The 13610-nt window shown below is 32.3% G+C and carries 8 protein-coding genes; all 8 read right to left on the minus strand.

Annotated elements, in window-relative coordinates:
* Window positions 1-7: 7 nt before the first annotated feature.
* Complete coding sequence (mads7, locus tag FLS47_RS01900; protein ID WP_149912705.1) at window positions 8-1564, minus strand: methylation-associated defense system protein MAD7; 1557 nt, start codon at window positions 1562-1564, stop codon at window positions 8-10.
* Window positions 1565-1566: 2 nt separating this feature from the next.
* Window positions 1567-6015, minus strand: a complete 4449-nt coding sequence (gene mads6, locus FLS47_RS01905) for a methylation-associated defense system protein kinase MAD6 (protein ID WP_149912706.1) — start codon at window positions 6013-6015, stop codon at window positions 1567-1569.
* Complete coding sequence (gene mads5 / locus FLS47_RS01910) at window positions 6006-7358, minus strand: methylation-associated defense system restriction endonuclease subunit S MAD5 (RefSeq protein WP_149912707.1); 1353 nt, start codon at window positions 7356-7358, stop codon at window positions 6006-6008. The genes mads6 and mads5 overlap by 10 nt, the downstream gene beginning before the upstream one ends.
* A 2-nt stretch (window positions 7359-7360) precedes the next feature.
* Window positions 7361-9358 (minus strand): methylation-associated defense system DNA methyltransferase MAD2, encoded by a 1998-nt coding sequence (gene mads2 / locus FLS47_RS01915; RefSeq protein ID WP_149912708.1) that lies wholly within the window; start codon window positions 9356-9358, stop codon window positions 7361-7363.
* Between the two features lie 39 nt (window positions 9359-9397).
* Complete coding sequence (locus FLS47_RS01920; RefSeq protein ID WP_149912709.1) at window positions 9398-10384, minus strand: type IV toxin-antitoxin system AbiEi family antitoxin; 987 nt, start codon at window positions 10382-10384, stop codon at window positions 9398-9400.
* Window positions 10385-11328: 944 nt separating this feature from the next.
* Entirely contained in the window at window positions 11329-11712 is a 384-nt protein-coding gene (locus tag FLS47_RS01930) for a hypothetical protein (protein WP_149912710.1), read from the minus strand.
* Window positions 11713-11765: 53 nt separating this feature from the next.
* Window positions 11766-12617 (minus strand): hypothetical protein, encoded by an 852-nt coding sequence (locus FLS47_RS01935; protein ID WP_149912711.1) that lies wholly within the window; start codon window positions 12615-12617, stop codon window positions 11766-11768.
* A gap of 113 nt (window positions 12618-12730) precedes the next feature.
* On the minus strand, window positions 12731-13603 hold the full coding sequence (locus FLS47_RS01940; RefSeq protein ID WP_149912712.1) for a hypothetical protein: 873 nt from the start codon (window positions 13601-13603) through the stop codon (window positions 12731-12733).
* Window positions 13604-13610: the final 7 nt, after the last annotated feature.

Below are 13610 nucleotides of genomic sequence, written 5' to 3' on the forward strand. Positions count from 1 at the left end.
TTGTTGGTTATTTTAGTTCGTATCTAGGTCTAACCTTTTGTAAAATATAGGCATCACTCATGTCATTGTAAAACCCAATTTGTCTTAATTTAGATTTAAAGGCTTCTACATTTTCTTTGAATGCCAAGTTTGTATTTACATCTGCATTACGATATTCCTCTTCATTCAATCCATTAATTATTAATCCGTAACGATTTTTTAGATTTTCCATTAAATCTTCAATCGATACATTTTTGGTGACAAACTTTTCCTTTTCTAAATGAAGCACCTGAATTTGTACTAAAGCTTCTAACAAACGTGTGCCTAAAACAAAACGTCTTGGATGTTTCTTGCTTCGTCCTTGTGCTAAAAAACCACGGTCGTTGTTCTTTTGTGAAATACTATCTAAAAACTGAGGATAATATTTTAACTGATACGGTCCTTTCACTTTCATTAAAGCTTCTACATACTTATCAAATGAAGTAGTTTCGTATTTTACCATATCATCCAATAGCTCATTATCTTCCTCCGTTTGGTTATTCCTCAACATACTCCAGAAGGCTGTTAATGTTGCTTCAACCAATGTATTTTCATTATTCAATTTATTTATTGCTTGTTCTAAACTCGATGATTTTGATTTATCTAAACTGAATGCATTAATAATCGTGTTAATCTGAAAACCGGCTTTTATATAATTATAAAGTGCATTGTAATTGATTTCTGCATCTTTGATTGCAAATTGCGATATTTTACTTTCAAAATTATCCGTAACATCAACCACCACTTTCCAATCGTCATCCACTTCAATGGAATTTTGATCCAACATTTTAGGTAAGTAGTTTATTACTTTAAAACTATATAAAGCTAAGTGAAATGATGTTATGGTTTTGATGTATTCAATTAATACCGATCGTGGTATAATCTCTTTGTACACCAATAGACGGTGAATATCTTCACAAAATAACTCTGCCTGTTTTGGTAATAAAGGTTTAATTTGATTTAATGACGTATTACTTTCAATTATCCCAATACTAATATTTTTTATTAAATGAAGGATTCCTAAACTATCCACATCTAAGTTATTCCCTTGAAGGAACTCGTTGGTTTGCGGATCCCATCCTTGTACTAAATACTTTTTTAATTCTTCTTTGATTGCAGGCTTTTGTCCAAGCATTAGATAGACTTGATCTGCACTGAAATAATCACGTGTATTTTTTGCATTTCTAATTCTATAACTTTCTAAATGAATTGGTTTTAAGGATGAAATTTTTTCTTTTTCTAAATTTCCTCTATTGACCAAATTCGCTAAGTTTTGTCTGATCCAAATTTCAACTGCTTGTCTGTTTTCGCTAATTCCCTTAAAGTGACCTTGATCTTCCAATGCCTTAAAATAATGCATGATTTTATCTATGTCCACTTCTAATGATTGATTTTTAGCTGCACGTTGTTTAGGTCGAATCCCATTATGTTTTAATAGCATAAAAAGATTCACCAATGTATTATCTATATTGGTTACTTTGGCGTCAGAAGTTAAAATCAATTCATTTCTGAAAACCCCTTCGCTTTTATTTATTTTAATTGCCATGTCTATACTACTAAAGGATTGATTTCAATTTTATTCTCAACTGATTTACTTATTTTGAAGAAATCTTTATTATTAGCGGTTACTACCACTTCGTTGTAATTCAGATTTTCTAATAAGTTTTTGAATACGATCAATTCAATGAATTTCCCTTTCATGTCATTTAATGAAGGACTAAAACCTTTGTGAATAAAGTATAACATTTCATATAAATCTAATGAAATGGTTAAAGCAATATTCGGCATTTTCTTATGTCTAAATATCAATGCATCTGTTTCGTATTCCAGGTATTTTGTTAAATGAGTTGTGTCGTAAACAATTAACTCAAAATCCTTTAATGGCAATAATTTAAATGCTTTACCGTAAGGATCTTTAATGTCATTGGATGATAAAATCAAATACTTTTCAGCAATCTTGGTATTGTTCGCTCCTTCGTTTATAGAAATGGCTTTTGAAAGCGAAACTTTCAATTCCTCTAAATTATCGGAAGCCTTAATGCTTTGTACAAATTCAAAAATAGATTGATATGGAATTCTATTTAAAAATGTTGGTTTTAACTGAATTTGTTCCTTCTGTTTTATTTCATCAAAATTGATGTTTCCTTCAAAATACTGATGGCGTACAAATGTTTTGTGTTTTTCTTTGGTTAAAGCAATTGTTTCTGCATTTTGTTGATGCACAGGGCTTAATGCTTTTTGTTCATTGAATTCCTCCAATAGATTATTCTCTCTTTCTCCAAAGATTAGATAATCTTTTGGCCTATGTGGACTAAAAAATAATTGACGATCCAATTTAGGAATAGCCACTTCACCAATATCTGTTTCACGAATTAGTTTGATTAAACGATCGCTATTTCCAGAGTCTTGAATTTTAGGATTCGAAATATTGAAATAATATAGATTCCAATAATTTACAATATCTTCTTCTGTTAGACGAGGAATTAATTTTAATTCTTCGCAAGCATAATCACGGGTTATGATAAATGCAATGAAAGATCTTAAATCACGCATGGTGATGTGCAACTCTCTTTTTAGACTAACTGTTCTGATTAACCATTCTAAACGATTGATAATCTCTGGACCAGCGGCAGAATCATTGATTGAATCTACATTGTACTTGATAAAACAGTGATGAGCAAACTCACACCCTTCACATTTCGTCCATAATTGTTTGTGGGTTAATGCACGTATTTGTTTTTTGAATAAGGATTCTTCGTTTTCATCTTGTGCAACGACCGAACGCAAGTTTAGATTGATGACTAATACCCCCTCTGGTAATTGCGAATAGCCTTCTTCGTAGAAATAATTCTCGATCGCATAGGCCAAACCTTTGTGCTTTTCTGAAGTCGTTAAGAACTCCACTAAACGTCCTTCGTTGATTGCTATAATCCTTCCTTCAGAAGCTTTGTTATAGTTCTGTAAATTTTCGAAAGGACTAAAGAACTTATCTAATACATCATTGTTTTCAAACCCTTTTTCATCTTGAGAACCATCATAATTACTTTCGTAGTTAACTCCATTGATTTTAAACTGTGCGCCGTTTTTGTGCTCGAAATGAGTTAACTCTTTCACATTGGCATTTTGTTCAATTTTTTTGACAAATGCAGTTTTTCCATCTCCAGCATTCCCTGTAATGATGACTAATTTGTATTTTCCATCTACTATGGCAGGTATTAATTTACGATCTAATTTTGTTGACGTATAGGTATCGTTATCTAATGTATTTCCATTAAGATTGACACGTGTACCAAAATTCCCGTATTTGGATTGCGAATATAAGGAGTTTAGGTAATCGACCATATTAACTCCTTCTGTACTTATCTTCTTAACTTTTAGCTCTTCTTTGTTTTTATCAAATAGTTCTGTTAAAGCTTGGTAAATACGCTCTACATTTCCTTCAGTAAATGATTTCGCGCCACCTTGCCAAAATACTTCATTTATAATGAATTCATCATCTACTTTCAATACTAATTTGATTGGTTTCCCTAAATCAAGAGACGATTTGTAATTGGTCAATTTTTCTTTGAATCGACTTAATACGTTCTGAATAGATTCATGTAAATCTACATATGTATTATTTCTGTTGTAAAGTTTGACATCAAAACCATTTATTTCTTGACGGATCGAAATTTGTGTATGGTATAAATGGGCACGATTGCTCATTTCACCTGTATCTTCCGATAATTCTAAAATATCATTTTCTATGCGCAATAATTCTTCTAACATTTCCGCTGCATTATGGAAACGTGTTTCCTTATTGGTTTTAATTGCCTTTAATATGAAATCAGCAAAAGCTCTTGAAACATTTGGTTCAAAATCTTTTGGATCTTTTGGTTGCCCATGAATCAATGGTAACTTACTTGGTGTCCAAGGGTATTTTTTCGTCAATAACTCGTATAAAGTTACCCCAAGCGAAAATAAATCGGCCGTTAAATCCCATTTTACTCTGTATCCATCGTAAATTAAATCTTGTGCTAAATATGGATTAGTCCCTACATAATCTTGGTTATTGTCAATTGCAGTAGCCACATTAAAGTCTATTAATACAAAACGCTCCCCTTTGTCCCAAATGATATTCTGTGGTTTGATGTCACGGTGAATAATTGGAGGATTCACTTTTTGCATTTCGACTAATGCTGATAAGATATCTTTGGCTACATTATATACCTGATGGATTGGTAATTTAGCTTCTGTACGTGAATACACGCCTAAATTATCTCCTTCTAAATATTCCATTAAGGTATAGAACTGCCCCGAGAAGGTTGTTCCGTTCCATTTGAACTTCACGATATTGGGATGATGAACTTGTTCTAATGCTTTAAACTCATCGATTACCGAATTGACATTCACGCTTTCGTTGAACATCTTTAAGGTATAAAATTCGCCTTGTAATTTATGTTTTACTTTAAATACACGCGAATACCCACCTCTACCTAACGTTTTATAAATGGTATAATCGCCTATGTCGTCTCCTTCTTTTAGCTCGTCGAAAGGAACGGCTACTGGTATAGTTGCAGGTTCTTGATTCCCGTTAAATCCTTTGGTATGTAGATTCGTGGCTTCTTCGATAAATTCATATAATTTTTCGATTTGTGTTTCACGATCCATTTCATTGGTCTGAATGGTTTTATTGATGAACTCATCAATCCATTGTGGTAAATGCGGATTGATCGTTGTAGGCATTAAATGCTTTGGTAGATGACCTCCTAATTGATTTAACTCGTATGGTGATTTGAATGGTTCTTTTTCTAAAAACATCCAGTACGCTAATACCCCTAAAGCATAAATATCTGTAACCGCCGATACATCACCTACTGTTAATTCAAGAGGTTGGTAAGGCGTAACATTTTGCTCGGTAATACTTGGCATTACGGTATAACCTTCTTCTTCGTGCTCAAAGAAATAGGATTTTCCAAAGTTGGCTAAATAAGCAAAACCAGAATTTAAATAAATGTTATCTGGGCTAATGTCGCGGTGATAGATGTTCTGTTCGTGCGCTGAACGTAAAGCTACCATGATGTTTTTAAGAAACTGTACCTTTTCGTTGAAGGTAAAGGTTTTGATTCTTGCTTCTGCTCGTAAGGAACGATCGGCTAAAAAATCAGAGATTTCGTAGAACAAATGGTTTTCTGGATCGAAACGGAAATCTACATTTAAAATAAATGGTTTACCATTTAGATTTTTTAAAGCATTGTATTGGTTACGGATTTTATCTTCTCGATTTTTTAAATCCATAGGAGATAAACCCGCTACTTGTAAAGCAAATTCTTTGGCTACACGAAAGGTTGAAGAAGCCCCAGGGTATTTGATTAAATACTCTGTATAGAAATTGGTTTGATCTAAAACTTTTACGATTTCGTACTCAAATATTTGTGTTTTTTCCTCTACACGTTTTTTATTTTGGTGCCCCGTTAAGTAGTCAACAATTTTATGTTGGATATCTGCTATGGCATCTTCTGTTTTATTAACCTCGGATGAATCGGTTAGGAAGTCGATTAGACGTTTGTCTAAGTCAAAAGTTAGTTTATCGTCTTCTGGGGTTAGGTAACGTTCTAACACATTATCGTAAGAAATGGTAAGCATGTTTTGCACCCATGCCTTACCCCAATACGGATTTTGCTCCTTCAACTTAGAAGCTAAAATAGCCGTTTTTTGACGATTGGTACGTAATGGATTTCTACGTGGGCGGTCATCTAGGTACCAGTTGGTTTCATCGCCTTCGATACGGCCACGCCAATCTTTGTTTTCTATGTTGAACACGGCATGGGGAGCCACGACCACTAAGTCGTACTCCCAATACTGCGTTTGGTTGTTATGCGGATTGGTTGAGACCAATTCGATATTTGGTATTAGATAGAAATCGTCTGGTAAATTGACTTCTAAGAATTTTAGTAGTTTTTCTTCCCCGGCATTTACTTGCTGGTTGAAGTATGTTGGTTGTTTAGTTATTGCCATGCATCAATTTCGTTTTCGATTAGATTTATTGCTTGGTTTTCTTTTAAAATTGCCTCATCAATTTTGTTTTTATATGAGATTACATCTAAGTTAATCTCTTCCATCAATTTTTCATCAATAATTGGAATTGGAATTTTTTCTAAATGATGTGGTTCTATCTGTGGAATTACAGAACCATATGTAAAACTTTTTATGATTTCAACTCCAACATCAGATGATAAAAATGCAAATAAATATCCATTTAGAATTTTGTTTGGAACTACTCTCAAAATATGTTGAGAAGCTAACTTTTTAGACAAATAATTATTTACATATACTGACGTTCCAATTGTACCACCACAAGTAACTAAAATCCAATCTTCCTCAAGCTTTAATTCATTAATATTTGAAGTTTTAGTTGGAGAAAGCTTCTTTTCGCTATCAGGTATTGATTTTGTAATATCAGAACCACCTAAAAAATCTATTCCATTACTAACATAATTTCTTTTAAAAATACCTGGTCTAAAAATACGTTCGGATAATTCACCTAAAAGAACACAATTATTTTGATTAGCAATAGTATCTTTCAACTTACTTCCCTTTGAAGTATAAAATGAGCTTTCAAACCTTACTTGATGACTTCTTTTAATATCTGATAATTTTATACGATTTGGAATATTCGTATTTATTCTTTCTTCTAAATCCAGATTTGATATTAAAACACTTTGAGCCTCTTTCAATAATTTATTAGCCTCTACACGAAGGTTGGCGCTGTCCACAATTAATTGATGGATTTGTTGTTGTTTTTCTTCGGGTAGGATTGGGACTGGGATATCTTTTACTTGATCTTCAGAAATATATGGCTGTACACCTCCTGATGCTATTTTATGAAAAAATGTATTTCCATACTTAGAAACTAGGTAACTATATATATAACCTGATTTATCCTTGTCCTTAGCTACAATTCTGATAATATTATCAGATCCCATAGCTTTCATTTTTTCAAGCTCTGAATTGATATATGCTGTTTGCCCAATTGCACCAACACGCCCCGTAACAATCATACCCTCCTTTAAAAAAGATGGTTCATCGTATGCGTATTTTATAGAGTTGTACTTACAACTTTCAAACGGATTATTTTTAGCCACATCAGAATTACTTAAATATGGAAATCCAAATTCTTTTTCTGTGTAAATCCTTTTACTACGACCAGCGGTAAAGATTTCATCTACTAATTCATCTAAGATTTTAAAATCCATCTTCTTGATTTTCTTCTCAAAAATTACAGATTCAGATAAATGGAATCCTCCATCGAATCTAACAGATGATTTTAAATCTATATGTTTAATTGTACCTATTTTCATTTCTATTTATTTAAAAATTCATAATAGGCTTCCACAATCATCGGTAAATCGTCGTCTAACTTTCTTAGTTTTTCGGTACGTGCTTTTACGATGGCGTTTTCTTCTTTGTCCTTCACCACATATTCTGTAGTGGTTGGGAATAAGATTTCGGCACCGTCTTCGTCGCGTACATAAATTGGGTTTCCACGGCGGTCTTTTCCTAATTTTTCGGCAATTGCCATAAATACGTCGTAGTCTTCGCTTACTTCGTTGGCAATGTTGCGTTGTAAATCGGTTTTCTTTTCTAAAAACAATAAAGAAGCTTGTACCCCCACTTGTGGTAAGAAGGCTTCTACGGCTAAATCGACAGAGGCTAAGATTTTAAAGTTTTCTAAAATCCACTCGCGTACAGGCAACGTATTAGGATTCCCTAAAATACCATCAGGCAATACAATTGCCATTTTACCGCCTGGTTTTAATAGGTTGTAGCAGGCTTCGATAAACAATACCTCTGGTGCATCTGAATATTTGGATAAGAAGTATTTTTCAGCAATCTCTGTATCTACTTTTACTTTGGCTCCGAATGGAGGGTTAGTAAAAATCATATCGAACTTGCCACGTGCATCTGAGGTATAATTCTCGATTATGTCTTGCATACGTTCGACACTGGTATCGATGGCTGATTTGATTTTAGCAATTTCTTCTGGATGCTCCCATTGTGGATAGGCCAATGAGTTGACGTGAAAAATATTCGCGTGACCGTCTCCTGCCATTACCATATTCATACGCGCAGCTTTCTTTAAATCAGGATCAAAATCGAATCCAAAAATATTGGTTTCCGCGTATTCACGCACACGCTCATTCACTTCATACGTATTGAATTTATCTGCCAAAAGTACCCCATCTAACTCAGGGTATAAATCTTTGGCAATTTTTTTACGTACGTGGTCTAATACCATGACTAAAAATCCCCCCGATCCACACGCAGGATCCAACACACGTGTATTTTCGCTTGGATCTAACATTTCTACCATTGCTTTTACAATGTTACGTGGTGTAAAGAATTGACCTGCTTCTTGTTTTAAGGTGTTACTTACAATGGTTTCGTACGCCATACCTTTTACATCGACAGTGGCATCTAAGAAGTTGTATTTGGCTAATTCTCCAGCAATAAATGCTACTCCTTTATCTGTTAAGTCGATGGCTTCGTTTCCGTCGAATACATCCGAGAAAGTCCCTGATTGTTTTAATTCTTCGAAGATGCTTTTGATACGATCAGCTACTTGTTTACGTCCTTCGTCTGTATTTTGTTCTTTAACCCCAACCCAGAATTTACGGCGATAAGATTCGCCAGATTCGTAGGCTAAGAAACGACGTTTTTCATCATACAACTTACAGAAGATAAGGTATAGTAACTGCCAAAAAGCATCTTTTTTGCGGCCTTCGTTTCCGTAAATGTAATCGTGCGAACGTTTGAAGACTTTGATTAAGGAATCGTTGGCAGGTTTACGTGCGTGCGAACGATCGGCACGATCCATGTCTTCTATGGTTTCACCTTCACCAGGAAAGTCGGCTAAGTCGATAAAGTTTTCGTTATCAAACACATCATATTCACGTTGCAAATATTTGATGTCTTGCCCATTGGTCCATAAACCAAATTCACAACTTTCGACAGCCCCTAAAGCATTTTCTAAGGTTGGTGTTACCCCTTTCTTTTTGTCGTTTTCTTTAACTTTTTCGTCTTGTACTACTGCAATACGAATGATATTTTCTTGCAAATGGTCTGTTCCTTTTTCGAAAACAACCACTTCTATTTTTTGCTTTTTATTTTTTCCTGTATCTGGCTCTACGTAAACGATGTTAAAATCACGTGCCATATCTGCCATTTCGAATCCATACTCTTCGTTTAACATACGAATGATGGATTGTATGTTTTTTTCTTGAGAAGAAGCCTTCTTAATATTTTCGGTTAGAATACAAATTAATTGATTGTCTTCTAAGATGATGTCTTGCGTTTCCATTGGATGGTTATTGTGTTATTTTTTGTTTATAATTAAAATTTATAATCCTTTGTCAAGAATTATTTGAGCAGTTTCACGGTTACGATCATTATTAGTTCCCATTAAATCTGCATAAATCAATAATTTTGAAGCTATTCGATTGATATTGGTATCTGTTTCATTTACCCAAAACTTATTGTAGATTTTAAGGTTGCCGTTTGTATCTGGAATTAATTTGAATAGCTTTGAGAAGTCAATTAATTCATCTGAATAATAAATTTCGTAATCTCTAGGTTTAAGATAATTTGTTATTTCAGCTGCTGCTAATTCCCCACCAATTTCATACGATGCAATTGAATTGTTCATCACTAAATCTCTTGCATTTTTTATTTGGTAAGCTTTTCGGAAAAGTTTTGGTTTCAATACTTCATTGTAAGCTGCCACCCATTTTTGAAGTAATTCTTCTCTATTTTTAAGCTTACGTTCTTTTGAAGTTTTAATGATAAAGTTTTCTTCCTCTAATTCTTTCATAATATTACTTACAGATCCCAATGCAATACCTGCTTTTGCTGCTAGTTCTCTTAGAGAACATTTGCTTGCCTCTGGATTAGTTAGCAATACATAAATTAATTTGATCCCAGCTTCTTGAAAAATCTTAGCACTAGAATTATTTACCTCATTTCTGCTTTTCTTTCTACCCTCTATAAATACCCTTAGCTTCTTTGAAAAAATAAAAGCGTTACCCGAAGTATCTAAATAATTTATTTTGTTGTTTTTAAAAACTTCTTTTGATTCGTTTGCTATAAAATCTGAAACAACGATGTAATTTTTAGTTGTTTTATAATTTGGATGATTTATAATCTCATTGACAATAAGATTTGCATGAATTAACCTTGCATCTTTGCGCGCAAACATATAAAACTGTTCTCCCTCTATATCTACAATACCATCGTATTCTCCACGATTGCTATAAAACTCTATAGTAAGCTTCGAAGAATCTTCTAATGAAGCAATTGCCTCGTAGATATAATCATTATCCTTATACATTTTGTTCAATATTTAAATATGTTCACTGACAATGAACATTTGAATATAATGAACATTTTGGTGTTTGCAAAATAATACTAAACATTTCCCAACACGGATAACTGAATATAAATTAACAAGATAAAGATCTATAAAATAGAGTTATTATAAGTACGGTTTTCCGTAAAAACTAATTATAATTCGACAATCAACTCTTTATCAAAGCCGTTATAAGGTTCGTCGATATAGCCATGAGGATTACATATAACCTCAGTCCTACCAATAACATATCGATTTGGTGTATGGATATGTCCATGAATCCAAAAATCAGGTTGATGATTTAGAATAAAATCCTCCATATTAGATGCATAAGCAGCCGTTACTAAATCGTTTTTATAGTGAGCCGATTACCTCTATTAATCGGCTCAAGAGAACTAAAAATTAATTTACGACCACTCAGTATCACCTTTTTGTCTAAATTAAAACCACCTGTTTCATTCTTGACGATAGAATAATCTATTCCACGATTAGCAAACTGATTTCTAAGAGCTTCTAAAAAATAAGCACGTGCACTCACCCATCCACGATTACCGACTTCACGATTAAAACGCGCTACTAATTGCTCATCTGACAGTGTTGATAATTCAGATTCAAATTTATAGGGCGCAAAACAAAATCACAATAAAACCCAACACACATATACAATAAACTTTGTTTAAAACATCATTTCAAAAATACAATTATAAAGTAATTAAATACATTTCAGAAAGCATATAACCTAATCTTTGAATAATTATAAACACCTTTTAAAAATCATTTAAATCCACTTTAAAATAAATAAAAATAGGCTGTTTTATTACAGCCTATAATCCAACACATAAAGCGCGCTGTCAATTCAGCCACCTAGAAAAACCTCCTGGATTTAGAAGTCTAACAGCTTTACCGAGACTTTATATGACATTTTATTAAATCTTATCTTCTTCATCAATAAGAATAAAAATACTTTTCCCTGTATCCCAAATAATAACTAATGAATATATCAACGTACTTAATAAAGTTGATTGAAATAAAAGCTCCTTATAAGGAAAAACAATGGAATTACTATTATAAAAAATTAATGACACAACCGCTAAACTGATATTAACTATAAACTCTACCATTGAAAACTTCATTTCATAACTAATCTCTGTAATATCTATTGATGCCAATTGTTTCTTTACATCACTCAATTTTGTTATCAGAATTGATAAAATAGCGATATTCAATCCAAATAATGCAATTAATATTGTCAGCACATCCTTTTTAAGAAACTCCCCTAAAAATGTTGATTCAATAAAATTACCTCCCAATACAACAATTAGTGAAATAAAGCAATACAATAATATATTCTTAAATATTCGCATTAGTCAATTATCTCTTTATATATTTTTATAAGTTGCTCAGGAGCACCCTCTAAGTCCAGTTCTTTGATTTGTAAAATTACAGGTTTTTCTTCTGTATTTAGTTGTTTTCTTAATCCCTTAACTTTTAACACAATATTTCCACCACCTTCAGAAGAATATTCAACCATTCCATTAATCTCTTTATTTGCTTTACTTATTTTCTCTAAATACCCGTGTTCTGGAGCTTCAATTGTTACTTTAGCTTTATGTGCATTAGTTTTCTCCTGAAGTCTTTTAAACGCATTAGGAATTACCTTAGAGATATTTGCCAAATTAGGTTTAATAAATTCAAATTCGATTTTCTTTATTTCGTTTTGATGCTTCTGCACATATGACCAAAAGTCCTTAACATCGAAAAGCTTTTCTATCTCGATATTTAAACCATATGCTTTTAACTCCTTATTAAGGACTCTTGCAAGAAGATTCTTCGTACCATCCACGGCATAAAATGCCTCAATATTTTCACTTATTGCTATTTTTTGTACGGTGTTGGAGTTGTTAATTAATACATAAACATACGGTTCGTGTTCTAAAACACTTTTTTTGAAATTTTTAACAATTTTTGTTTTTTTTGGATTTGCTATTTTTAAAAGAAAATAATTGCCAGTATGATCATATAAAGTCATTGGGTTATTAGCCGTTCCCACACTTAATTTATCAACAATTATTTTTTCAAAAAATTCATTTTTTCTTTCTTTAATCTCTTTCCTAGACAATTTTTCACCTGTAAATAATTCAAGTTGTTTAGAATTACTTTCAATAGGATTTAAATGAAAACGATAAATATTAAAATTAACTAGCTTATTTTCCATTAATTCAGTTTTACTAAAAGGTTTCTATAAATATAAGATAAAATAGCAAATCGTATAAAAAAGAAGCCCTATCATTTTTCAGGATAGGGCTTCAAAATCTGAATTAAGATATATTAAATGTTATTTAAAATAGTTTTTAAAGTATTATTAAAATTACCTAATTCACCAATATCTTTTTGTAAAACTACAGGGCATCCATTTTCAAGAAATATTTTTGTGTATTCAATTTTCCCTCCTATTGGTGTATTTTCGGAATCATCTTTAGATATATCATAACACTTCATAATGAAATTATATAATTCATTCTGAAATAATATATCTTTTTGTTTTTCTATCATAGCAATTGCACATTCTTTCTCAAACGTACAATCATTGGTGTAATCTTCAGACAATAAAATATCGTCAAAACTTTTGATGTTTTCATTAATTCGATTAGATGCTTCTCTAACTATCTGTTTTTCTTGTGAAAAAGGAAGATTATCATAATGTATTTCACCAATTATAGGGTCGAGAATTGTTTCTAGGCAGCCAATAGATTTGATTTCATTTTTGTAGACTAAAATTGTTCTAACACGCATTTTTTTTGGTAACGAACTAAGTTGCAAAATTTGATTGCTAGAGCCTAGTTTGCTTACAATAGAATCATTTGAAATAGAACTTTGACCGTAGATTGTAATTAGCCCCATAAAACCATCATCAAAATTATTTTCCAACACATAAGGACGCTCATTCAGCCAGTCTAAAAAATTTAAATGAATGAGTTTAATAATTTCATCTACAGTGGACACCCAAGAATATTCCCTTAAAAACCTTTCAAATAAATATTGTAAATTATCGTATCCTTTATATGATATACAACATTGTGCAAAAGGGTAATTTTTAGTTTTAGAAGCGTGCGCTGCAATTTTATTTTCGCCATTGTAAACGGCTGTATCTGATGCAATATGAATTGCATTTTCTGTTTTTAAATATGCGTATACTGACATAAGTGTG

It is taken from the genome of Sphingobacterium cavernae, from assembly GCF_008520265.1.
GTDB classification, from domain to species: domain Bacteria; phylum Bacteroidota; class Bacteroidia; order Sphingobacteriales; family Sphingobacteriaceae; genus Sphingobacterium; species Sphingobacterium cavernae.

Coding starts and splice junctions, on each gene's coding strand:
- FLS47_RS01935 (WP_149912711.1), bottom strand. CDS start 12,617: ATGGAAAATAAGCTAGTTAATTTTAATATTTATCGTTTTCATTTAAAT.
- mads5 (WP_149912707.1), bottom strand. CDS start 7,358: ATGAAAATAGGTACAATTAAACATATAGATTTAAAATCATCTGTTAGA.
- mads7 (WP_149912705.1), bottom strand. CDS start 1,564: ATGGCAATTAAAATAAATAAAAGCGAAGGGGTTTTCAGAAATGAATTG.
- FLS47_RS01920 (WP_149912709.1), bottom strand. CDS start 10,384: ATGTATAAGGATAATGATTATATCTACGAGGCAATTGCTTCATTAGAA.
- FLS47_RS01940 (WP_149912712.1), bottom strand. CDS start 13,603: ATGTCAGTATACGCATATTTAAAAACAGAAAATGCAATTCATATTGCA.
- mads2 (WP_149912708.1), bottom strand. CDS start 9,358: ATGGAAACGCAAGACATCATCTTAGAAGACAATCAATTAATTTGTATT.
- mads6 (WP_149912706.1), bottom strand. CDS start 6,015: ATGGCAATAACTAAACAACCAACATACTTCAACCAGCAAGTAAATGCC.